Raw genomic sequence first — 22,824 nt, forward strand, 5'->3', positions numbered from 1 at the left:
GATTCTGGATAGGCTCTGTCCATGCTCATAGTCACCTCAAACAAGATTCCGGGCCACAAGATCGACGCCGTCTTCGGCGAAGTCATGGGCCTCACCGTCCGCTCACGGGATATCGGCGCCCAGGTAATGGCCGGCTTCCGTTCCCTCGGCGGCGGCGAGCTGCCCGAAATGACCAAGGCGCTCTATGAGAGCCGCCAGGAAGTCATGGCCCGCATGGTCAACGAGGCACAGCAGCGCGGTGCCAACGCAATCGTCGCGATGCGCTTCGACACGTCCGAGATGGGCGGCAACTGGACCGAAGTGTGCGCCTACGGGACTGCCGTTTTCGCCATTCCCCTGGCCGAAGGCGAGCCAGGCGCCACAGGCCAGTCGATCTACCTCACCAGCGCGGCAGCCCAACAGCCCACCCAGCAATCCACGCAGGCCGCGACGTCGGCCGCGCCCCAGGAACACGAGACCCCACCGGAGATTTAACTTGCCCTGAGTGCAAAGTTGCACTTAGTGTAACTATGTGACGCCTTCCGACACTATCGCCCTCCCGTCGCGCCGCGAACAGAACAAACTGGCCACCCGCCAAGCGATCGCCGACGCGGCCCTCGCCGTGTTGCGCAGCAAGGGGGCCGGCAATTTCACCGTGGAAGACATCGCGGAAGAAGCCGGCGTATCCCGGCGCACCTTCTTCAACTACTTCCCCAGCCTCGAAGCAGCCTTGGCGTCCGTGACCGAAGGCTTCCTGGACCATGCCTTGGAACAGTTCCGATTGCGCCCTTCGGACGAACCCATCCTCGATTCCGCCCGGGCCGCCCTCACGGCGCTGGCTGACCCTATGACGGTTTCCCCCATGGCCGAACTCTTCAGCCTCACCCACGACAACCGTGCCTTGGTGCGTTCCGAACTGGAAGCCTGGGACCACTGCACCACTCAGATCATCGACGCTGCCCGTCGTCGCCTCGGCCCGGATGTCAACGAGCTCTATCTGCGGGCTCTGGCAGGGTCCATCATTTCCTGCGGCAAGGCAGCCATGAGCGTCTGGTTCGAACAACACGGCCCGGATCTATCCGCTGAATCCCTCGCGAGCTTGCGGCAGCACTTGATCGACGCTATCGGCCTGCTCGGTTCAGGCTTCACGGCACCCGCCCCTCAAACCCCGTCGGCGCACAGCCCTCAGCCCGCGGCAGACTCCCAACACTCGGCATAACCACACACCGACAGATCGGTTCCGATATGGCACTCCTGCTCTACCGCCTTGGCAAGTTCTCCTACCGTCACCGCTGGCTGGTGATCTCCCTCTGGCTGGCTGTGCTCGTGGCCGTCGGCGGTTCTGCAGCCGCCTTCCACGGCACCATGTCCAACAATTTCCAGATCCCCGGCACTGAGACCCAGCAGATGCTGGACAAACTCAAGAAGGACCTTCCTGCCTCCTCGGGCGGTTCCGCAGGGATCGTCTTCGAAGCCGGCGACGCCGGATTCAACCAAGCCGGCAAGGACGCCATTGCGTCGGCCCTCGCCCGGCTGGAAAAGCTGCCGGATGTGCAGTCCACGGTCAACCCGTTCACGACCCAAGCCGCCTTGGACAAGGCACCGTCCGATCTTGCTGCCGGGGAACAGAAAGCTGCCGCCGGGCAAGCTGAGCTGGACAAGGCGCGGGCCACGCTCGACGCAGGCGATGCCCAACTCAAGGCCGCCGAGCAGCAAATGACCGCCGTCGGTATGCCCGCGGCGCAGATCCAGGCCCAGCTTGCCCCTCAAAAGGCCGAACTCCTGGCCGGACGCCAGAAGCTCGATGCCGGCCAGAAGCAAGCGGCCGACGGCGCCGCCACCCTCGCCCTGGCCAAACGCCAAGTGACCGCTTCCCAAGGGATGCGCTTTGTCTCCACGGACGGTAAAGCGGCGATCGCGCAGGTCCAGTTCAAGACCTCGATCAATGGCCTGACCCCCGCCGTCCGGCAGCAAGTCCAGGACATTGTCCATGGGGTCTCTTCGGCAGGCGTCACAGCCTTGGCCAGCAAGGAAATCACCGAGGACGTCTCCCAATTGTTCGGTGTCTCCGAAATCATCGGTATCGCCGTCGCGGCCATTGCCCTGATTGTGATGCTGGGAACGCTCGTCGCCGCCGGCCTTCCCCTGCTGATGGCGATCGTCGGCGTGGCGGTGGGCGTCGGCGGTACCTTTGCCCTCACCGGCGTCATTGACATGAGTTCCATCTCCCCGATGCTCGCGCTCATGCTGGGACTCGCCGTCGGGATCGACTACTCGCTCTTCATCGTCAACCGCCACCGCGGGCAATTGCTTTCGGGGATGGACGCCGAGGAATCAGTGGCCCTCGCCACCGGCACTTCAGGCAACGCCGTCCTTTTCGCCGGCCTCACTGTCGTCATCGCGCTTGCGGCACTGGTGGTTCCCGGGCTGCCATTCCTTGCGGTCATGGGTCTGTCGGCCGCCGCGACGGTGGCAGTCGCCGTCGTCGTCTCCCTCACTCTGACTCCGGCAGTCCTCTCGTTGGTGGGCCGCAAACTGATCTCCAAGCGGGCCTGGGCCAAGGCAGAGCGCCACAACGCCGAGCCTGACCACGCCTCGGCGGACCGCGCGGCGGACCAGCAGCGAAGCAGCCGTGGTTGGGGCGGGCTTGTGACCCGGCATCCGGTGGTCTCGCTGCTTGCCGGCGTCGTGCTGCTCGGGGTGCTGGCCCTCCCGGCCTCCCAGCTGCGCCTCGCTTTGCCCGACGGCGGTTCGGAGCCGGTCGATTCGCAAGCGTTCAAGGCGTACGACCTCACCCGGACCAGCTTCGGCGAGGGAATGACCGGTCCCATCGTGGTTGTCGGCACCTTCCCGGACGGGCTCAGCGACGATCAGGCCAAGACGAAGCAGTTCGACGTCGCGGACAAGCTGCGCAGTGTCGACAACGTCGTGGCGGCCGTTCCGGTAGCCCTCAGCCAGGATCACCGCACGGCCGTTTTCCAGGTCATCCCCAAGGACGGGCCCGCGAGCGCCAGCACCGTCCAGGTGGTCTCGGAACTGCGGGGCAAGGGTTCCGAAATCCAGCAGGCCACAGGCGCCACCATCGGATTGACGGGGCAGACGGCCGGCAACATCGACGTCTCCGCGAAGCTCGGTGCCGCCTTGCCGCCGTACTTGGCGATCGTCGTCGGGCTCTCGCTGGTCCTCCTGCTCCTGGTGTTCCGCTCGATCGTCGTCCCGCTGCTCGCCACCGGCGGTTTCCTGCTCTCGCTCGCGGCAGCGTTCGGCGCCGTGGTGGCCGTGTACCAGTGGGGCTGGCTGGGCACCGTGTTCGACGTGCCCAACCCCGGAGCCGTGCTGAGCTTCCTGCCAATCATCCTCATTGGTGTGCTGTTCGGCCTGGCCATGGACTACCAGGTGTTCATCACCTCAGGCATGCGTGAATCGTTCATGCACGGTGAGAACGCGAAGCAGGCCGTCCGAAGCGGCTTCAGCCATGCCGCAGCGGTGGTCACGGCCGCCGCCATCATCATGGTCAGCGTGTTCGCCGGCTTCATCTTCAGCCACCTGACTATGGTCCGGCCTCTCGGTTTCGCGATGGCGTTCGGCGTGCTCGTGGATGCGTTCGTGGTGCGGATGACCATTGTTCCGGCCGTGATGTACCTGTTGGGCGAGAAAGCCTGGTGGCTGCCGCGGTGGCTGTCCCGGGTCCTGCCCGACGTCGACGTCGAGGGTGCAAATCTCCAGCGCACGACGGCGGCGGGCGGCGCCAAGGAGCTGGTCCACTAAGCGCCTGGTTGCCTATCAGCGGGCGTCGGTTCTGTGTCCAGAACCGACCCCCGCTCACCTTTAAGGCCCTTTCCCCAAACGCCCGCTCACCCAAGTGAGCGAGCGTCCGGCCAAACACCCATATAAGTGAGCGAGCGTCGTGGGAAGGCAGCGCGTACTACGCTTGAGCCGTGACCCGATTGATCCTGGCTTCCCAGTCCCCCGCCCGCACCAAGCTCCTCACGGAGGCCGGCATCCACCACGAGGTACTCGTCTCGGACGTGGACGAGGACGCCGTGCAAGCCCGGTACGGCGTCACCGATGCGCATGACACCGCTCTCCTCCTCGCCCGCGCCAAGGCCGAGGCTGTCGCTTCCCTGCCCGACGCCGAGGGGGCCCTGGTGATCGGCTGCGATTCCGTGTTCGAGTTCGACGGCGAATCGCACGGTAAGCCGTACACAGTAGACATTGCCAAGGAACGAATGCTGCGCATGAGCGGCTCCAAGGGCGTCCTCCACACCGGGCACTGGCTCGTGGACTGCCGCGAAACCGCAGCGGACATGAACGACGGCGAGACGGCCGTCGGCACCGGAGCAACGGTCGGTGCGGTGTCCAGCGCAGAGGTCCACTTTGCGGAGATGAGCGAGAAGGACATCGACGCCTACATCGCAACCGGCGAGCCCCTGCACTGCGCCGGTTCGTTCACGATCGACGGCTTGGGCGGGGCCTTCATCCGCAAGGTCGACGGCGACCCGCACGCCGTCGTCGGGCTCTCCATCTCGACCCTCCGCGATCTGCTCGGGCAAGCGAACGTCGGGATCACCGAACTCTGGACCCACAACGGCTCCGAAGCGGGCAGCGAATAGCGGCGGTCTGGGTCGCCGGCCCGGCGGCCAATTTCCAGCCTTTGTAGCAACCCTACAAAGACAGGCCGTCTCACACACGGAATCCCCCATCAATATGGGCGGAACCCTCAAAATCACGCTAGGCTCCCTGAAGGACAGAAGGAGTCAACTTGTCAGCTAATCCGGCGCAGCCCATTTCCAGCCCTCTCACCAAGGTCTTGATCGCCAACCGAGGCGAAATCGCGGTCCGCATCATCCGCGCAGCCCGGGACGAAGGCATCGCATCCGTGGCCGTCTACGCGGACCCCGACCGCGACGCACTGCACGTCAGGCTGGCAGATGAGGCCTACGCACTGGGCGGCAACACCGCTGCCGAGTCGTACCTCGTGATGGACAAGTTGATCGACGTCGCCAAGCAGTCGGGCGCGGACGCCATCCACCCGGGCTATGGCTTCCTCGCAGAGAACGCCGAGTTTGCCGCCAAGGTCATCAACGCCGGCATCACCTGGATCGGCCCGTCCCCGGACGCCATCTCCGCATTGGGCGACAAGGTGCAGGCCCGCCACATCGCCGAAAAGGTCGGCGCCCCCTTGGTTCCCGGTACGGCCGACCCGGTCGAGTCCGCTGACGAGATCCTGGCCTTCGCCAAGGAGTTCGGGCTCCCGATCGCCATCAAAGCCGCCTACGGCGGCGGCGGACGCGGCATCAAGGTGGCCCGCACCATCGAGGAAATCCCCGAGCTTTTCGAGTCCGCAGTACGTGAAGCCATTGCCGCCTTCGGCCGCGGCGAGTGCTTCATCGAGCGCTTCCTGGATTCCCCCCGCCACGTCGAGACCCAGTGCCTCGCTGACGCCTACGGAAACGTCGTTGTGGTGTCCACTCGCGACTGCTCCCTCCAGCGCCGCAACCAGAAGCTTGTGGAAGAGGCCCCCGCGCCGTTCCTGAGCCCGGAGCAGAACGAGCGCCTCTACGAATCCTCCAAGGCCATCCTGAAAGAGGCAGGCTACCTCGGCGCTGGAACGTGCGAATTCCTGGTGGGCCAGGACGGCATCATCTCATTCCTCGAAGTCAACACGCGTCTTCAGGTGGAGCACTGCGTTTCGGAGGAAGTCACAGGCCTCGACCTGGTCCGCGAGCAGTTCCGCATCGCCCGTGGCGAGAAACTCGGCTATGGCGATCCCGAGGTCCGCGGCCACTCCTTCGAATTCCGCATCACCGGCGAAGACCCGGGCCGCAACTTCATGCCCGCACCGGGAACCATCAGCACCCTGAAGAACCCGACGGGTCCGGGCATCCGCATCGATTCCGGCGTGGAGCAGGGCGACGTCGTCAGCGGGAACTTCGATTCCATGCTGTCGAAGCTGATTGTCACCGGCGCTACCCGCGAACAGGCCCTCCAGCGTTCCCGCCGCGCCCTTGAGGAAATGGTGGTTGAAGGCATCCCCACCGTCATTCCTTTCGACCTCGCAGTGGTGACCGATCCCGCGTTCGCTCCGGCCGAAGGCCCGTTCAAGGTGCACACCCGCTGGATCGAGACCGAGTTCGTCAACAACGTCCCCGCGTGGACGCCTACCGGAACCGGAACAGAAGCCGCCGACGCCGTTGAGCGCCAGCGCGTCGTCGTCGAGGTTGGCGGCAAGCGGCTGGAAGTTGTCCTTCCGGCGACCCTCGGCTCGGTTTCGTCTGTCGCCAACGCGGGCACCAAGGGCGCCAAGGTCAAGAAGCGTTCCCGCTCTGCGGGCGCCACAGCCGCAGTCGCGGGCGGCAACGCCCTCACCTCGCCGATGCAGGGCACCATCGTCAAGGTGGCAGTAGCCGCCGGCGACGTGGTTGCAGAAGGCGATCTGATCGTGGTCCTCGAAGCCATGAAGATGGAACAGCCCCTCACCGCCCACAAAGCCGGCACCATTCATGGCTTGGTGGCAAAGGCAGGCGAGACCGTCTCCGCGGGCGCCGTCATCGCGACGATCGAAGACTAGTCCCCACTGCCCCCCTAGCCTCGCTTCGCTCGGCCAGGGAACCCGGGCAGCGTGGGCCCACCCACTGCCCCCCTAGCCTCGCTTCGCTCGGCCAGGGAACCCGGGCAGCGTGGGCCCAATTAGAGAGCTCCGGCCCCGCACCATGGGTGCGGGGCCGGAGCCATTTAACCCGAGCCTGTTAATTCAAGCTCAAGCTACGTTGTTTTCGTAGTCCGAGTCCTTGGTTTCCCTGGACAGGAATAGTGCCACGAGCGTCAGTACCGCCATGGCGCTGAGGTAGACGCCCACCAGGACCGTGCTGCCCTTGGCCGACTCCCAGAGCCAGACCGCGATGAACGGAGCCACAGCCGCACCGAGGATGCTGGACATGTTGTAACTGACGGCGGATCCGGTGTATCGGACGTTGGTCGGGAACAGTTCCGGAAGCAGCGCACCCATGGGGCCGAAGGTAAGGCCCATCAGCGTGAAGCCAATGATCAGCAACGCCATGGTGCCAACAAAGCCGCCACTGAACAACGGCACGAAGAGCAAGCCGAACACCAGGATTCCCGCGGTCACGGCCAGGAGCATCTTGCGACGGCCGTACTTTTCGGCCAGCGGACCGGCAACCAAGGTGAAAATGCCGAAGAAGACGACGCCGGCAATCAACATCCAGAGAAACTCGCTGTTGCTGAACCCCAAGCCCGGGACGAACGCCGCGGCTGCAGCGTCGGTCATGGGCTTTCCGGCCTTGACCGCCGCGGCCTGCGCGCCTGTCAGGGTGGGTTGCGTTCCGTACTTCAGGGTGAACGTGGTCATCAGGTAGAACAGCACGTACGTCGCAAGCATGATGAAGGTACCGAGGATCAGCGGGCGCCAGCTCTTCTTGAACACGCGTCCGATGGGCAGCTTGGCCACTTCGTTGGACTCCAGCACCTTGGTGAATGCGGGAGTTTCAATGAGCTTGAGGCGCACGTAGAGGCCAAGGATCACCATGACGGCGCTGAGCAGGAACGGCACGCGCCAGCCCCAGGCGGCGAAGGCCTCGGGAGTCAAGGTGTAGCTGAAGACCAGGAAGATGATGTTGGCCAGGATGAAGCCGATCGGCGCACCCATCTGCGGGAATGTTCCATAGATGGCGCGTTTATTGGCCGGCGCGTTCTCCGTTGCGAGCAGCGCGGCGCCGCTCCACTCTCCCCCGAGGGCCAGGCCCTGGGCGAACCGCAGCACAACCAACAATGTGGGAGCCAGGAAGGTCCAGCCCGGAACCTGTGCCGTGGGGAGGCAACCGATCAGGAACGTGGCAATACCCATGGTCAGGAGGGACGCAACCAGGGTTCCCTTGCGACCGAATTTGTCACCGAAGTGGCCGAAAACTATAGAGCCGAGCGGTCGGGCGACGAAGGCGACACCGAACACCGCGAAGGAGCTCAACAGCTGGGTGGTCTCGTCCGCCGTCGGGAAGAAGAGTTTAGGGAAGACGAGCACAGCTGCCGTGGCGTAAACGTAGAAATCGTAGAACTCGATGGACGTTCCGATGAGGCTGGCGAAGATCACCCGGCCCCGCGAGTTGACCGGCTTGACTGACTCGCTTTCCTTGGATTCAGCGATGGAAGACATGTAGTGGATGCTTTCGTTCACGCCGGCCCGGCGTCGCTGAGCCTGCCGGCAGATTATTGAGAGTTCAATAATAGTTCCCGGTATCCACCAAATGGACAATCAAGTCCAAGATGCGGACGCCCGGAAAAGTCTCACTCTGTGGTCCGCGCCACAACAACCTCACCATCGCCTCACGCAGTGGTGACCCCCTCCGATAGGTGAATGTCACAGCACGTTTACAAACCGCGACGGTCCGCGAAACGCGCCGTACCTAACGTGTAAGGACAACGTCCCCACAAAGGAGGCACTCCGTGACAGTTGACCGAAGCACCGAAATCCTCACCAACGAGCAGGCGCCCACCGCCCTCGTCCCCGAGCTTGAACACCGCCCTGGCCGCTGGATTGCCAACTGGGATGCAGAGAACAAGGAGCAGTGGGACGCCGTTGGCCGTTCCATCGCCAAGCGCAACCTGTACTGGTCCATCTTCGCCGAGTTCCTCGGCTTCGTCGTCTGGCAGCTCTGGTCGATCGTCGTCGTCCAGCTCCCGGCAGCAGGCTTCAAGTTCGACACCAACCAGATCTTCTGGCTCATCTCGATCCCCAGCCTGGTCGGTGCCACACTGCGCATCCCGTACACCTTCATGGTCCCGAGGTTCGGCGGCCGCAACTGGACCATCGTCTCGGCCCTCCTGCTGCTGATCCCGACGGCGGGCCTCGCCCTCTGTGTCTCAAACCCCGGCACCCCCTTCGGCGTCATGCTGCTGGTTGCGGGCCTTGCAGGCTTCGGCGGCGGCAACTTCGCCAGCTCGATGGCAAACATCACTTTCTTCTACCCCGCCCGTGAAAAGGGCTGGGCACTGGGCCTGAACGCCGCGGGCGGAAACCTTGGTGCCGCCGTCGCGCAGCTCATCGTCCCGATCGCCGTCACGCTCCTTGCCGCCGGCACCGTCAACCTGCCCATGGCCGGCCTCATCTGGATTCCGCTCATCCTCGTCGCCGCGTTCGGCGCCTGGAAGTACATGAACAACCTCACCAGCGCCAAGGGTGACGTCGCAGGCTCCATCGCCGCGCTCAAGGAACCGCACCTGTGGATCATGGCCTTCCTGTACATCGGTACCTTCGGCTCGTTCATCGGCTTCTCCGGCGTCTTCCCCAAGCTCATCAAGGACTACTTCCCGGCATTCTCCTCCATGCACCTCGGCGCGGTTGTCCTCTCGCTCGCCTTCCTTGGCCCGCTGGTCGGTTCCCTCGCCCGCCCCTACGGTGGACGCATGGCTGACCGCATGGGCGGAGCCCGCATGACCGTCACGGCGTTCGCAGCGATGGCCGTCATCACCTTGACCATGATCTGGACCCTTCCGCTCAAGAACTTCTGGCTCTTCCTGGTCCTGTTCCTGTTCCTCTTCACGGCGAGCGGCTTCGGAAACGGCGCCACGTACCGCATGATTCCGGTCATCTTCGCCACCTCCAGCCGCGCAGCTCGCTCCGGTGCGAGCGCCGCCAGCACGGCACGCCTCGCGTCTTCCTCCCTCGGCCTGATCTCCGCGATCGGCGCCTACGGCGGATTCGTCATCCCCCAGGTACTCAATGCATCCAGCGCTTCCGGCTCCTACACCCCCGCGTTCTATGGCTTCGTCGGCGCCTACGTGCTGATGCTCATCGTTTGCTGGGTCTGCTACCTCCGGAAGGCCAACCGTACCGCGATGGGACACATCTAATATGCCCAATGGCGCCAACACCCACTGCCCGTATTGTGCGCTGCAGTGCGCCATGACCCTGACCCCGGCGGCGCCCTCGGCGCAGCCGGGGTCAGACCCCGCTCCCGCGGCTAAGGCACTTCCGCTCCTGGACGTGTCCGGCCGCGACTTCCCCACCAACCGGGGCGGGCTGTGCCGCAAGGGCTGGACATCGGCGTCGTTGTTGAACCACACCGGACGCGTCACGGAACCCATGCTCAAAGGGTCCGACGGCGTCCACCGGCCAGTCACGTGGGACCAGGCACTCATGCTGGTCACCGGCGCCGTCAAGCAGACCCGCGAGCAGTACGGGCCCGACGCCGTCGGCGTGTTCGGCGGCGGCGGACTCACCAATGAGAAGGCCTACCAGTTGGGCAAGTTCGCCCGCTTGGCGCTGGGAACCTCGCGCATCGACTACAACGGACGTTTCTGCATGTCCTCCGCCGCGGCGGCCGGAAACCGCGCGTTCGGTGTGGACCGCGGCCTCCCGTTCCCCGTGGAAGACCTCGATTCGGCAAACGTCATTTTCCTTCTCGGCTCCAACGTCGCCGAGACCATGCCACCATTCGTCCAGCACCTGCAGGGCGCGCGCGATTCCGGCGGGTTGATCGTGGCCGATCCCCGCCGTTCCGCGACGGCCGCATTCACCGGCGACGGCGGCGGCATCCACTTGCAGCCGACCCCCGGAACAGACCTGGCCCTGCTGTTGGGTATCTCCCACGTGGTGGTCCACGAAGGCCTCGCCGACGCCGAATACCTCGAGGATCGCACCACCGGGTACCCTGCGATAGTTCGTAGCCTCTCCGCTTTCTGGCCGGAGCGCGTCCAGTCAATCACCGGCGTGCCCGCCACACTTATCCGGGAAACCGCCCGCCGCCTCGCCGACGGCGCCCGGCGCGGCGGCAGCTACATCCTCACCGGCCGCGGCGTCGAACAGCACGTCGACGGCACGGACACCGCCACCGCCGCCATCAACCTCAGCCTCCTCCTCGGCCTGCCGGGATCCTCCCGCAGCGGCTACGGCACACTGACCGGCCAGGGAAACGGCCAGGGCGGCCGCGAGCACGGCCAAAAGGCCGACCAGCTCCCCGGCTACCGCAAGATCACCGATCCCGCCGCCCGCGCCCACGTCGCCAAGGTGTGGGGCGTCGACGAATCACTCATCCCCGGCCCCGGTCTTCCCGCCGTGGAGCTGTTGAAGTCTTTGGGACAGCCCGACGGCGTCCGTTGCCTCTTCGTGCACGGCGCCAATGTTGCGGTGTCAGCCCCCGACGCCGGCGCGGTGATCGAGGGCCTGCGGAGCCTGGACTTCCTGGTTGTCTGCGACTTCTTCATGTCCGAGACGGCGCTGGAAGCCGACCTGGTCCTCCCGGTCACCCAGTGGGCCGAGGAAGAAGGTACCCTGACCAACCTCGAGGGCCGCGTGCTCCGCCGTCGTAAGGCGCTCACCCCTCCCCCCGGCGTCCGCAGCGAATTGTGGCTCATGGCCCGGCTCGCCGAATCGCTCGACGCTCCGTCCACGTTCAGCGACGATCCCGAGACCGTCTTCGAGGAGCTCCGGCTCGCCTCGGCGGGCGGCCTGGCCGACTACTCCGGAATCGACTACGCCATGCTGGATCGAGGAGAGGCTGCCTACTGGCCTTATCCCACCGGTAGTTCGGGAACGCCGCGACTCTTCCTCGACGGTTTCGCGCACGCCAGCGGACGCGCGGTGATGGTCCCGGTGGCACCGCGGACGCGGTCCCGGCGATCCGCCGTCGTCGGCTCTGATCCTGACCCGCTGACGCTTGTCACCGGGCGGTTGCTGGAACATTACCAATCGGGCGCCCAGACCCGCCGCGTGGCCGAACTCGCCGCCGCGCAGCCGGAGGCGCTCTTGCAGATCCACCCCGCGACGGCGGCCGTCAGGGACATCACCGACGGCGACTTTGTCCGGGTCTCCAACGAACGCGGAGAGGTCCTGTGCAGGGTGGAGCTCAGCAACAGCATCCGGACGGACACCGTCTTCCTCCCCTTCCATTTCCCGGGACTGGGCAGCGCCAACCTGCTCACGGAAGCGGTCACGGATCCCATCTCGGGCATGCCGGAGTTCAAGACCAGCACGGTCTGGGTCCGGAAGGCAGCACTACCAAATATCGAATCGGCGTTGGCTGGCCAGTTGGCTGTTCCAGCGGGCGCCGGCTTGTCAACGCAGGTCAAGGAGGCATCGTGAGCGAGCGAATTGTGGTGGTCGGATTCGGACCGGTCGCAGCCCGGCTGGTGGACGAGCTGTTGCCCGCCGTGCGCGGCGGCCTTGTCCAGCTGCTCGTCGTCGGGCAGGAAAGCGAAGCGGCCTACAACCGTGTCATGGTGGCAGAACTCGGCGTGGGTCGTACTACCGCGGCAGCCCTCGCGATGGCGGACGCTGCCGATTTGGCGGCGGACGGCGTCGAAGTCCGGCTGGGTGTCACCGTCAAACGCATCGACCGCGCACGCCAGCAGCTTGTCCTTTCGGACGGGACCACGCCTGGCTACGACCGTTTGGTGTTCGCCACGGGTTCGCGACCCGTCATTCCGAACCTCACGGGTATCAACCCCGACCCTTCACACCCTGTCCTCCCTCCAGGGGTGACCGCCCTCCGGGACCTCCGCGACGCCGCTCAATTGCGCGACGCCGTGACTGCCGGCAAGCGCGTGATCGTGCTCGGTGGCGGTGTACTCGGCCTTGAAACGGCCTTGGCCGCAGCCGAAGAAGGCGCCCTGGCCACGGTGGTGCACAACGGTTCCTTCCCGCTGGGCCGCAACATCGACCGCGGCGGTGGAGCCGTTCTCGCGGCGAGCTTGCGCAACAGCGGGATCACCATGGTGGGCAACGCCCGTTCCACGGCGGTGGAGCACAATGGCCCCGACGGCATGTTTTCGGCCCTCGTCCTCAACGACGGGTCGCGGATCGAAGGCGACCTTCTTGTCCTTTCCTGCGGCGTGCGCCCCCGGATCGAACTGGCCGAAGGCTGCGGGCTGCCCGCGGCCACCGGCATCCTTGTGGATCACCATTTGCGGACCTATCACGAGCCGCACATGTTCGCCATCGGGGACTGCGCCGAAGTCCGCTGCGCCGATGCCGAGTGCGCCGAATGCCGCACAGCACTTGGCCCCTCCGGGCTTGTGGGACCGGGTTGGCGGCAGGCCGAGTGGCTTGCCGAGTACCTGATCCTTCTTGCCGAAGGCGGCCAGGACGCTGCCGACACCTTGGCACCGCTGCCGCAGGAGAAGCCCGGCGTCGTGGTGTTGAAGGCGCGAGGCATCAACCTGGCGGTCGCTGGCGACAACAGCGCTGAGCCGTGGGATGACGAGCTGTTGTCCGTGGGTGTCTCCGAGGGAACGCCCCGGCGCCAGGTCGCCCAGTGGGCCGATCCCGAACACGGCCGCTACGTCAAAATGACGACGCGGGGCGGCGCGCTCGAAGGACTCGTCACCGTAGGCATGCCGCGCACGGCCGCGGAGCTCGTGATGCTGTTCGAACGCGGCTCCGAGTTGCCAGCAGACCGTTCACTCCTCCTACGCCTGGACGGGCCGGACCAGCTCGGCTCTTCCGCTTCGAATGATGATCCGCAGCGCACAGTGTGTCGCTGCGCAGGCGTCAGCGGCGCGAGCATCGAGGAAGCCGTGTTGGATGGCTGCTCGTCCGTGCCGGAAGTTTCCAAGGCGACCCGCGCGGGGACGGGGTGCGGAGGGTGCCATGGGGACATCAAGGGGATTATCGAGAAGCATTTCCAGGGCGTTGCGGCGTAGGGGTTGCCGCGCCGCGCCACGTGAACAGGCCCTCCCGGTCCCTGTCGGTGAGCTTCGCGGCGTCGAGGAAGGTGTGGAGATCGAATTTTTCCAAGGCATCCCGGAAGGCGCCTTCAGTTGTTGTGCCGTGTTGCCGGCATAGTTCCTCAAGCCTAGGTTCGACGTTGTTTCGCTCGCCTCTGGCCGCCCGCGCATCGCCAAGCCTGACGGTTTCCAGATAGTCATCGACGATGCATTCGGGGTCTGTGCCGATTGCGTGAAGCAGAGCCATGGCGAGCAGGCCAGTCCGGTCCCTGCCGCCCATGCAATGGAAGAGGACCCCTCCTGCCGGCGCGTTGATCACGGCGGATATAGCGGCGCCGGCCCGTTCGGGCATGGCGGCGAGGTGCGGCTGGAAATACATCGCTGTGCCCACCAGACCGCTGTCCCAGTAGTCGGCCCAGAATTCCTTGTTTTCCAGGCCGTCAAGATCAACGTGGATTGTGGTGAGCCAACTGGGCCGTTCCTTGGTATCCGTGTCCCGTTCGCCTTGCTGACGGAGGTCCACCACAGTGCGGATCCCGGCATCATGGATCTGTTGCCATCCGTTCCCGGTGATCCAATCGACGTTCTCGCTCCGGAACAACACGCCTCGCGGAGTAAGTGCCCCGTCTGCGCGCCGTAGACCACCGAGGTCACGTCCGTTGACCAGGCCTTCAACTCTGAGTGTGCGATCCTTGTTTTCTGTCAGATCCCCCATGTGCCCTAGTAAACCAGAGCGTGCAAGTCGCCCTTCTGGATAATCACCCACGCGCGCATCATTGCAGCTAGGTCACCTCGCGGGCGCGTGGTCGCCTTCTGGTCGATCGGCCCCGGCACATCAGACTCTCAAGGCAGGTAACACCGACACGCGCGATCACACATGGAAGTAGCGGTTCTTGCGTGGTTGTTGGCGTGGGTCGATGTGGGGTGGCGGGATGAACCAGGGCACGCCTGTTTGGACTTGGATGTGCCATTCTTCGTTGTGGATCAGATGGTGGTGGTGGCTGCACAGCAAGACACCATTGTCGACACTGCTTGGTCCACCCCGCGACCAGTACTCGATGTGGTGGGCTTCGCACCACGGGGCCGGCATCGTGCACGAAGGGAACGCGCAGCCTTTGTCCCGGGTGGTAATGGCCTTACGGATGTGCGCCGGGAAGATCCTGGAGGACCGGCCGATGTCCAGCACCTGCCCGTCACCGCCGAGGACGACGGGAATGATGTCGGCGTCGCAGGCGATCTTCCGCAGCGTGGCCGCCGGGACCGGGCCTGTGAACGTAAAGCTCCCCGTGCCGCGTTGCGACCCGCCGGAGCGCCCGGCTTGTCCAGATTGCCCGAGGAACGTGAGCTGCTCCGCGTCTTTCAGCGCTGCCAGGAGCTCCCGGTGATCGATGGTGGCCATGATCTGGGGGCGTTGGCCTCCGGCCGCAGGCAGTGCACCCGTGGCGAGGGCAATCTTGCAGGCGCCCAGCAACCCGTCCAGGAGTTTTTGCGCCCTCGTGCGGCGGTCCAGGGACGCGGCATCATCACCTGAACCACCCGGCAGAGCATCCGCCCGGCCGTCCGTCGGAGCGTTTGCCGGCCCGCTCCCGCCGTCTCCGCCGCCCGCGTCCACCGCATGGTCCCCGGGTCCGGGCTCCGCGGACGTGCGGGTCCGGGGATTGGTGGCGGTGTTCATGACGGTGAGCAGGTGCTCGTACTGGTCCTGGGTGGCGAAGATTTCCAGATGCTGCAGACCGTGTTTGGGTTTACGTAGGAAAGCGCCCTGGAGGTGGCGCAGGGCTTCTTCGCTGGGCTCGGCCCCGTCCTGGTCGATCGCGTCGGTCCAGCGGCGGGCGATCCTGGCCAGGAAATCGGCGTCGTTCTCGGCCGCCGTCATGGTCAGCGCGTGTTCCATGTCCGCGGCTGTCTCCGCGCTGCACCGTGGCCGGACCCGGTCCAGGGCCATCGTAATGGTGGTCGCCGGCCGGGCCGCGATGCTCCCGCAGGCCAGGGCCGCGGCCACTTCCCCATATCGCGGCTGGATCCTTTGACCTGTAAGTGAGCGGCCCGGCAGCAGATCCTCCGCCAGGGCAAGGCGGCGACGGGCCTCCGCCGAGCCGATCCGCAGCAGCGAGCGCAGGTGCTCGCCCGTGTTCCGGAACTCCCTGACCGCGGCCCGGGCGTCACCGGCAGCGAGCCCGCCGCCGTCGACGTCGACCCTGGCCCCGGCTGCTCGAGCTTCAGGTTCGGCGCTGCGGGGACCATCGCTGGAGCCGCCCTCCCCGGCGTCGGCTCCCCAGCCCGTCGTCCAGCCGGTCCCCCAGGCCGGCTCCTGCTGCCGGACCCGGTGCAACTGCCCCGCGGCGACGAGCTGCAAGTAGTCCAGGGTGCGGGAGAGTTCCTCCACGCCTGAGGCAAACGCGGCGGAGTCCTGCAACCCCAGCGTCCCGACGTCGTCCACAGCCGTCCGTGCCAGCGAGCGCAACGCCGCGAGTGCGCCCTCAAGAACACCCTGCGGACCACCGCGACCGCCGTCGTGACGGCTGTCGCGATCCTCGGGCGGATCCAGCAGAGCGAGCCGACGCGGCCCCGGCATTTGACCCGCCGCTTGAGCAGCCGCCGTCACCATCCGCGGCTCGCGCACCTTATGGAACACGACGAACCCGCCGCCGGGCGCAGCGGCCTGGCGGGTAGTGAGGTGTCCGATCGCTTCCATACCCAAAGCATCTCAGGAGGCTCTGACAAAATAGCCGACCCACTGATCTGGAACGCACATGCGATCTGGGCCTGACGTGAGCTACAACATCACGGTCCTGCCAGCGGCCCTTCGGCAACTGCGCAAGCTCCCTCCCGAGGGCCGCCGCCGGGTCCAAGCAGCCATCGAGTTGCTGGCCGAGACTCCGCGCCCACCCGGCGCCAAGAAGCTGGCAGGGCGGGTCGAGTGGCGCGTCCGAACGGGAGGTTATCGGGTGCTCTACCGGATCGACGACGGCCGACTCGTCATCGTCGTCCAAAGTGCTTGATCTGGTTTCACGCGACGGAAAATGCCCCACGACACGCGAATTCGCGCGTCGTGGGGCATTTTCTGTGTCGCAGGATCGAATGCGAGTCGAGAGCCAAGCCCTACATATGCACGTGCAGCCGCCGCGCCGCTTCCGAGATGGAACCGGTCAGCGATGGGTACACCGTGAAGGTGCTTGCGAGGTCGTCGACGTGCAGTTTCTGCTTCACGGCAACGGCGATCGGATAGATGAGCTCGGAGGCATTCGGACCGATGACGACGCCACCGATCACGGTGCCCGAGCCCTTGCGCGCAATGATCTTCACGAAGCCGTCCTTGGTGTTGCGCATCTTGGCGCGGGCATTGCTCAGCAGGGACAGCATGACCACATCACCCTGGTACTTGCCCGATTCGAGGTCGGCCTCGGAGACGCCCACAGAGGCGATTTCGGGTGAAGTGAAGATGTTGGAAGCCACTTGGTGGAGCTTGATCGGCATGACGGCGTCGCCCAGGAAGTGCGCAACAGCGATGCGGCCCTGCATGGCAGCGACCGAGGCGAGGGCCAGGATTCCGGTGCAATCACCGGCGGCATAGATGTTCGGCGCCGTGGTGCGGGAGACGCCGTCGACCTTGATGTGGCCGGACTCAGTGACAGCCACGCCCGCCTCTTCGAGTCCGATTCCGGCCGTGTTGGGGATGGAGCCAACACAGACGAGGCAGTGGCTGCCCGAGACGGTGGTGCCGTCGCCAAGCGTCACCTTAACACCGCCGTCGGTCCTTTCAACGGCCTCCGCGCGTGAGCGGGACAAGACGCGCACGCCGCGGCGCTTGAAGACACCTTCAAGGACCTGGGCCGCGTCCGTGTCCGAGCCGGGCAGGACCTGGTCGCGGCTCGAAATCAGGGTGACGTTCGAGCCAAGGCCGTTGTAGGCCGAAGCGAATTCGGCGCCGGTGACGCCGGAACCGACGACGATCAGGTCTTCCGGAAGTTCCTCGAGGTTGTAGATCTGTGCCCAGTTCAGGATGCGCTCACCGTCGGGCTTTGCCGTGGGCAGTTCGCGGGGGTGGGCGCCGACGGCGAGAAGAATGGCATCGGCGGTAATTGTCTTGACACCCTCCGAGGTAATGACCTCGATGGTGTGGTTGTCCAGGAGTTTTCCGGAGCCCATCAGGATCTCCACGCCAAGGTGCTCAAGGCCCACCCGGATGTCGTCCGATTGCTCCCGCGCGAGGTGCAGGACACGGTCGTTGATGTGGCCCAGGTCCGCGCGCATGCCCGGCGCCACATCGCTGCCGTCGACGGCGAACTTGACTCCCAGCTCCCCGGCCTCGCCGACGCGGGTCATGAGATCCGCCGTCGCGATCAGGGTTTTGGAGGGTACGACGTCGGTGAGGACGGCTGAGCCGCCGAGTCCGGCGCGCTCGATGAGGGTTACCCTCGCTCCCAAGTGCGCCGCGACCATGGCCGCTTCATATCCGCCTGGACCTCCGCCCAGGATCGCGATTCGTGGTGAGCTGAAGTCAGGATGCATGGTCACAATGTTCCATTCTCACTTAATGCGGGCGGACCTGCCACTAAGCCCCACCTGAGAACGCCTGTAGAGGCCGCTTACCTGCCCAACTGCGCCCTGTTCAACAGCGCGCGTGGCACTGTAGTTTGTACCAGTGAGTAACACAGAGCTGATGAATACAGACCCATTCGAGGCCGCCAAAGCTGCGGCCGACTACATCGCGGCGGAGACCGGCGTCGAAACCCACGACGTCGCACTCGTGCTCGGCTCAGGCTGGGGCGCCGCTGCGGATCTCATAGGCGAAACGACGGCGACCCTCACGGCGTCGGAAGTTCCCGGCTTCCACGCTCCTGCCGTTGAGGGGCATGTGGGCACCATCCGCTCGGTCCTGACCAAGGAAGGCAAGCGGGCCCTCGTTCTCGGCGCGCGTACCCACTACTACGAAGGCAAAGGCGTCCGCGCTGTAGTCCACGGCGTACGCACAGCCGCGGCAGCCGGATGCCAGACCCTGGTGGTGACCAACGGCTGCGGTGGCCTGAACGAAGCCTGGACCCCCGGCACACCCGTGCTGATCAGCGACCACATCAACCTGACGGCGGCTTCTCCCCTTGAAGGCGCCACGTTCGTGGACCTCACGGACCTGTACTCCTCGCGCATCCGCGGACTGGCCCGCGAAGTGGATCCGACGCTCGACGAAGGCGTCTACGCCCAGTTCACCGGCCCGCACTACGAAACTCCGGCCGAGGTCCAATACGCCAAGCGAATCGGCGCGGACTTGGTGGGCATGTCCACCGCTCTGGAAGCCATCGCCGCCCGGCACGCAGGTATGGAGGTCTTCGGCATCTCCCTCGTGACCAATCTCGCCGCAGGCATCAGCCCGGTACCGCTCAGCCACCAGGAAGTCATCGAGGCGGGCCAGACGGCGGGCGCACGCATTTCGCGCCTCCTGGCGGACATCATCGCCAAGCTTTGATCGAATAGCCGGGAGCCCGGGCTCCCGGCTATTCCGGAGTTCGTAGCGCAGTAGAATTTGAGTGATTCTCCGCCCTAAGCGCTCGAACCGAAAGGACCGCCGATCATGACATCCGCGCCTTTCCGGTTCTTGCGGACCAGCCTGGTCGGCTCGATCATTCTTGGATTGGCCGCGGGTGGGCACCTTGCCGGCGGCGGAAACCTTCCGGCACCAGGCATTTTGACGGCGCTCTGTGCCCTGACAATCCTCCCTGTCGCCATCCTGACGCGCGCCCGGCTTTCGCTTCCCGTCGTCGCAGGGCTGCTGGGAGCCGGACAGCTCTGCCTTCACTGGGCATTCTGCGCCCTGTCCGGAACGTCCACCGCGGCATCGTTGCAGTCCGGGCATGCAGGACATGTTCCCTTGGCGTCAACCCCGGAAACCGTAAGCACCATCGCCTCAGCCCACGCTGCCGCCAGCGACTGGCACATGCTCGGGGCGCACTCAGTCGCAACCCTGGGCACGGCCCTGGTCCTCGCGCGCGGCGAACAAGCACTGTGGGCACTGGCAGCGTGGCTGCGGCCGCTGGTCCAACTGCCTGCTCCAACAGCGATTCAGCCACTCCGAACCTCCGCTCCGTGCCCGACCCCGGTTGTGCATCCACGCAGCCTTCCCGGCCTTCGGCTTCCTTCCCTGCGCGGCCCGCCAGCCCCGGTGCCCGCCGCCTGAGACTCTCCCTTTCACATATAGCCAGGGACAGGCGGCACCTCGCTGCCTTCACCGGTCCGGACCTCCGTCCGCCCCGGTCCCCAAACCGCTTTTCTTTTGTGAAAGGGCATCATTGCCATGAAGACCTCCTCCCGCCGTACCCTCAAAACCGCCTGCGCCGCGACGATGGCCGCCGGGCTGCTCGCCTTCGGCGTCTCCGCAGCGTCCGCACACGTCAACGTCAATCCCGACGACCCCGCAGCAGGCGGCTACACCCACCTGACCTTCAACGTTCCCAACGAGTCCCCGACGGCCAAGACCAACAAGCTCGAAGTATCACTCCCCACGGATACGCCCTTCAACTCTGTGTCCGTGAAGCCGGTCGAGGGCTGGACGGCCGAGCTCGTCACCACCACCCTGCCAAAACCCGTCACGGTCGGAGGGGCAACGGTGACCAAGGCGGTCAGTTCGGTCGTCTGGACCGCGGACGCCGCACACCAGATCGGGCAGAACGAATACCAGGCGTTCTCGATCTCGGTGGGTGTACTGCCCGACGCCGGCACCACCGTGACGCTGCCAGCCACACAGAGCTACACCGACGGCACGGTGGTGAAGTGGGACGAGAAGACCGTTGAGGGGCAGCCTGAACCGGAGCACCCGGCTCCCTCGTTCGTCACCACCGCGAGCGACGCAGCCGCATCGGCGGTTCCCACGTCCTCCCCGTCCGTGACCCCGGCGCCGTCGGCTGCGGCATCGACGACATCCACCGACGCGGCATCCACGGCTGGCTGGTTCGGACTCGCGGCCGGCCTCATCGGCCTGGCCGCGGGCGTCACCGCCTTGGTGCGAACCCGCTCCACGAAGGCCAAATAGCCCCACCTCGAACGAGCGAACTGCCCGCGCCGGACCCCGGCGCGGGCAGTTTTGTATCCCGCTCCAGCCGGACCACGAATCCCACCAACGACAGCCGTCCCCAGGCAATTTTCCGACTCCTGTCAAGTCAATTCGCCCCCGCGTTAATGGCATGTGAACTTTTCGAATAAATCAGATTTATTCAGAAACATTTGACCCGCCGCGCTTTCCATGGCACGCGCGCGGTGTAAAAATGTAAACGCTTGCGCACATATGTCTGACATGTGCTCCAGAGCCCGGAACGGCACTCGAAACACGGCTTGCAACCGCATCAAGCGCACGTCAAGCTTTGAACGGTCCCGGCAAGTCGACGTGCCGGACCGAAGGATGGGGGCTTCCTAAGAATCCCCCGTCCACCCGACACGATGGCGTTCCCGACGACGCCATTGGTGTTACGGGAACGCCGGAGTGCGGACCAGGCCTTGCGCCAATTCCACGTAGTCCAACCTCCGCGAGAAGAGCAAGCATGAAATCTCACTCAACCCCCAACAGGCCACGCCGACGCCTGCGGTCTGTAGCCGCTTTTGCGGCCGCTGCCAGTGTGGCCGCGACGGTGCTCATGGCATCCCCGGCAGCCCAGGCAAACCTGCCTGCCGACAAGCCGGCCACCACAATGCCGGCTCCCACGCCGGGATTCCCGCTTCCGACGGTCCACACGCAACAAGCCTTTGATCCCGCCGCAAACTTCACGTCCAAGTGGACGCGGGCGGATGCCAAGCAGATCATGGCCCAGAGCAACCCGAACGTGACCGCCGGCCAGAACTCCATGAGCCCCAACGTCACCATGCCGGAGATCCCGAAGGACTTCCCGGCCATGAACGACGACGTGTGGGTCTGGGACACGTGGTCCCTGACCGACCAGAACGCCAACCAGATCAGCTACAAGGGCTGGGATGTCATCTTCTCCCTCGTCGCCGACCGCCACGCGGGTTACGGCTTCGACCAGCGCCACTGGAACGCCCGCATCGGCTACTTCTTCCGCAAGACCAACGCAGACCCCGCGAAGGACAAGTGGAACTACGGCGGACACCTGTTCCTGGACAACACCTCCATCGGCAACACCGAATGGTCCGGTTCCACGCGCCTCATGCAGGGTGACCACGTCAACGTGTTCTACACGGCCACCACGTTCTACGACCGTGCAGAGCGCAACGCGGGCGGAGGCGGGATCGCTCCGGACGCAGTCATTGCCAAGGCCCTCGGCAACATCCACGCCGACCAGAACGGCGTGACCTTCGACGGCTTCCAGCACACCAAGCTGCTCGAACCGGACGGAAAGCTGTACCAGACCAAGGCCCAGAACGCCGGCTTCGCCTTCCGTGACCCGTACACGTTCGAAGACCCGGCCCACCCGGGCCAGACCTTCATGGTCTTTGAGGGCAACACCGCCGGAAACCGCGGCTCCTACAAGTGCACCGATGCTGATCTCGGTTACCAGGCAGGCGATCCCCACGCCGAAAACACCAACACGGTCAACACCACCACCGGTTCCTGGTTCCAGACCGCGAGCGTGGGCCTGGCCGTCGCAGACAACAAGGACCTGACCCAGTGGCACTTCCTGCCGCCGATCCTGTCCGCCAACTGCGTCAACGACCAGACCGAGCGCCCTCAGATCTTCATCCAGAATGAAAACGGCAAGAACAAGTACTACCTGTTCACGATCAGCCACCAGTTCACCTACGCCGATGGCATGCGTGGTCCCGACGGCGTCTACGGCTTTGTTGGCAACGGTGTCCGTTCGGACTTCCAGCCGGTGAACAACTCGGGCCTCGCGCTCGGCTCGCCGACCGACTTGAACCTGCCGGCGAACAACCCGAGCGGCACCCAGTCGGCACAGCAGAACGGCCGTCAGTTCCAGGCCTACTCGCACTACGTGCAGCCGGGCGGCCTGGTGCAGTCGTTCATCGACAACGTTGACGGAGTCCGTGGAGGGTCCCTCTCCCCTACGGTAAAGATCAACTTCGCCGGTGGCGTCACGCAGGTTGACCGCAGCTTCGGCAAGAACGGCCTCGGCCCGTTCGGCTACCTCCCCACCAACGTCCGCGTCGGCGGGGAAGGCCTCTACAAGTAGGCCACAGTCAAAACCAGCCGGGCAGGCAGGG

General features: G+C 65.4%; 17 protein-coding genes. 13 read left to right on the top strand and 4 right to left on the bottom strand.

Annotated elements, in window-relative coordinates:
- Window positions 1–21: 21 nt before the first annotated feature.
- From AC3WJM_RS09145 to AC3WJM_RS09165, 5 genes are all read left to right on the top strand, one after another.
- Entirely contained in the window at window positions 22–474 is a 453-nt protein-coding gene (locus AC3WJM_RS09145; protein WP_492271701.1) for a YbjQ family protein, read from the top strand.
- Window positions 475–511: 37 nt separating this feature from the next.
- Window positions 512–1,198, top strand: a complete 687-nt coding sequence (locus AC3WJM_RS09150) for a TetR/AcrR family transcriptional regulator (RefSeq protein WP_059390275.1) — start codon at window positions 512–514, stop codon at window positions 1,196–1,198.
- Between the two features lie 26 nt (window positions 1,199–1,224).
- Window positions 1,225–3,747: an MMPL family transporter gene (locus AC3WJM_RS09155; protein ID WP_492271702.1), complete on the top strand. Its 2,523-nt coding sequence runs from the start codon at window positions 1,225–1,227 to the stop codon at window positions 3,745–3,747.
- Window positions 3,748–3,917: 170 nt separating this feature from the next.
- Window positions 3,918–4,592: a Maf family protein gene (locus AC3WJM_RS09160; protein WP_059387898.1), complete on the top strand. Its 675-nt coding sequence runs from the start codon at window positions 3,918–3,920 to the stop codon at window positions 4,590–4,592.
- 149 nt (window positions 4,593–4,741) lie between these two features.
- Window positions 4,742–6,550 (top strand): acetyl/propionyl/methylcrotonyl-CoA carboxylase subunit alpha, encoded by a 1,809-nt coding sequence (locus AC3WJM_RS09165; protein WP_492271703.1) that lies wholly within the window; start codon window positions 4,742–4,744, stop codon window positions 6,548–6,550.
- Between the two features lie 189 nt (window positions 6,551–6,739).
- Here AC3WJM_RS09165 and AC3WJM_RS09170 read toward each other — a convergent pair whose 3' ends face one another.
- A complete protein-coding gene (locus AC3WJM_RS09170; protein WP_492271704.1) occupies window positions 6,740–8,149 on the bottom strand; it encodes an MFS transporter in 1,410 nt (469 codons plus the stop codon).
- A 290-nt stretch (window positions 8,150–8,439) separates the two neighbouring features.
- Between AC3WJM_RS09170 and AC3WJM_RS09175 the strand changes: the two genes are divergently transcribed.
- The 3 genes from AC3WJM_RS09175 to AC3WJM_RS09185 are packed head-to-tail and all read left to right on the top strand — an operon-like array spanning window position 8,440 to window position 13,635.
- Entirely contained in the window at window positions 8,440–9,846 is a 1,407-nt protein-coding gene (locus AC3WJM_RS09175) for an MFS transporter (RefSeq protein WP_370872196.1), read from the top strand.
- 1 nt (window position 9,847) lies between these two features.
- Complete coding sequence (locus AC3WJM_RS09180) at window positions 9,848–12,076, top strand: molybdopterin oxidoreductase family protein (RefSeq protein WP_332601486.1); 2,229 nt, start codon at window positions 9,848–9,850, stop codon at window positions 12,074–12,076.
- Window positions 12,073–13,635, top strand: coding sequence for an FAD-dependent oxidoreductase (locus tag AC3WJM_RS09185; RefSeq protein WP_332601487.1), 1,563 nt, complete (start codon window positions 12,073–12,075; stop codon window positions 13,633–13,635). The genes AC3WJM_RS09180 and AC3WJM_RS09185 overlap by 4 nt, the downstream gene beginning before the upstream one ends.
- Here the strand turns inward: AC3WJM_RS09185 and AC3WJM_RS09190 are convergent.
- On the bottom strand, window positions 13,601–14,374 hold the full coding sequence (locus tag AC3WJM_RS09190) for a tyrosine-protein phosphatase (protein WP_492271705.1): 774 nt from the start codon (window positions 14,372–14,374) through the stop codon (window positions 13,601–13,603). The genes AC3WJM_RS09185 and AC3WJM_RS09190 overlap by 35 nt on opposite strands.
- A 156-nt stretch (window positions 14,375–14,530) precedes the next feature.
- On the bottom strand, window positions 14,531–16,354 hold the full coding sequence (locus AC3WJM_RS09195; RefSeq protein WP_492271706.1) for an HNH endonuclease signature motif containing protein: 1,824 nt from the start codon (window positions 16,352–16,354) through the stop codon (window positions 14,531–14,533).
- A 58-nt stretch (window positions 16,355–16,412) separates the two neighbouring features.
- Here AC3WJM_RS09195 and AC3WJM_RS09200 point away from each other — a divergent pair, with 58 nt between their 5' ends.
- Complete coding sequence (locus AC3WJM_RS09200; RefSeq protein ID WP_492271707.1) at window positions 16,413–16,661, top strand: type II toxin-antitoxin system RelE family toxin; 249 nt, start codon at window positions 16,413–16,415, stop codon at window positions 16,659–16,661.
- Window positions 16,662–16,761: 100 nt separating this feature from the next.
- On the opposite strand, the gene AC3WJM_RS09205 is transcribed toward AC3WJM_RS09200, so the two are convergent.
- Window positions 16,762–18,177: an NAD(P)H-quinone dehydrogenase gene (locus tag AC3WJM_RS09205; protein ID WP_059387905.1), complete on the bottom strand. Its 1,416-nt coding sequence runs from the start codon at window positions 18,175–18,177 to the stop codon at window positions 16,762–16,764.
- Between the two features lie 145 nt (window positions 18,178–18,322).
- On the opposite strand from AC3WJM_RS09205, the gene AC3WJM_RS09210 reads away from it, so the two are divergent.
- The 4 genes from AC3WJM_RS09210 (at window position 18,323) to AC3WJM_RS09225 (ending at window position 22,793) form a co-directional block, all read left to right on the top strand.
- A complete protein-coding gene (locus AC3WJM_RS09210; RefSeq protein ID WP_306961275.1) occupies window positions 18,323–19,123 on the top strand; it encodes a purine-nucleoside phosphorylase in 801 nt (266 codons plus the stop codon).
- Window positions 19,124–19,228: 105 nt separating this feature from the next.
- Window positions 19,229–19,831, top strand: a complete 603-nt coding sequence (locus AC3WJM_RS09215; protein WP_492271708.1) for a hypothetical protein — start codon at window positions 19,229–19,231, stop codon at window positions 19,829–19,831.
- A 117-nt stretch (window positions 19,832–19,948) separates the two neighbouring features.
- The gene (locus AC3WJM_RS09220) at window positions 19,949–20,683 is read left to right on the top strand and encodes a YcnI family copper-binding membrane protein (RefSeq protein WP_492271709.1); all 735 of its coding nucleotides are present in this window, start codon (window positions 19,949–19,951) and stop codon (window positions 20,681–20,683) included.
- Between the two features lie 505 nt (window positions 20,684–21,188).
- On the top strand, window positions 21,189–22,793 hold the full coding sequence (locus AC3WJM_RS09225) for a glycoside hydrolase family 68 protein (RefSeq protein ID WP_059387908.1): 1,605 nt from the start codon (window positions 21,189–21,191) through the stop codon (window positions 22,791–22,793).
- Window positions 22,794–22,824: the final 31 nt, after the last annotated feature.

Source organism: Arthrobacter sp. FW306-1B-G06A, assembly GCF_058781765.1.

Excerpts from the sequence above, each read along its gene's own strand:
- AC3WJM_RS09145 (WP_492271701.1), top strand. The coding sequence starts at position 22 with ATGCTCATAGTCACCTCAAACAAGATTCCGGGCCACAAGATCGACGCC.
- AC3WJM_RS09155 (WP_492271702.1), top strand. The coding sequence starts at position 1,225 with ATGGCACTCCTGCTCTACCGCCTTGGCAAGTTCTCCTACCGTCACCGC.
- AC3WJM_RS09170 (WP_492271704.1), bottom strand. The coding sequence starts at position 8,149 with ATGTCTTCCATCGCTGAATCCAAGGAAAGCGAGTCAGTCAAGCCGGTC.
- AC3WJM_RS09180 (WP_332601486.1), top strand. The coding sequence starts at position 9,848 with ATGCCCAATGGCGCCAACACCCACTGCCCGTATTGTGCGCTGCAGTGC.
- AC3WJM_RS09190 (WP_492271705.1), bottom strand. The coding sequence starts at position 14,374 with ATGGGGGATCTGACAGAAAACAAGGATCGCACACTCAGAGTTGAAGGC.
- AC3WJM_RS09195 (WP_492271706.1), bottom strand. The coding sequence starts at position 16,354 with ATGGAAGCGATCGGACACCTCACTACCCGCCAGGCCGCTGCGCCCGGC.
- AC3WJM_RS09200 (WP_492271707.1), top strand. The coding sequence starts at position 16,413 with ATGCGATCTGGGCCTGACGTGAGCTACAACATCACGGTCCTGCCAGCG.
- AC3WJM_RS09210 (WP_306961275.1), top strand. The coding sequence starts at position 18,323 with ATGAATACAGACCCATTCGAGGCCGCCAAAGCTGCGGCCGACTACATC.
- AC3WJM_RS09215 (WP_492271708.1), top strand. The coding sequence starts at position 19,229 with ATGACATCCGCGCCTTTCCGGTTCTTGCGGACCAGCCTGGTCGGCTCG.
- AC3WJM_RS09220 (WP_492271709.1), top strand. The coding sequence starts at position 19,949 with ATGAAGACCTCCTCCCGCCGTACCCTCAAAACCGCCTGCGCCGCGACG.
- AC3WJM_RS09225 (WP_059387908.1), top strand. The coding sequence starts at position 21,189 with ATGAAATCTCACTCAACCCCCAACAGGCCACGCCGACGCCTGCGGTCT.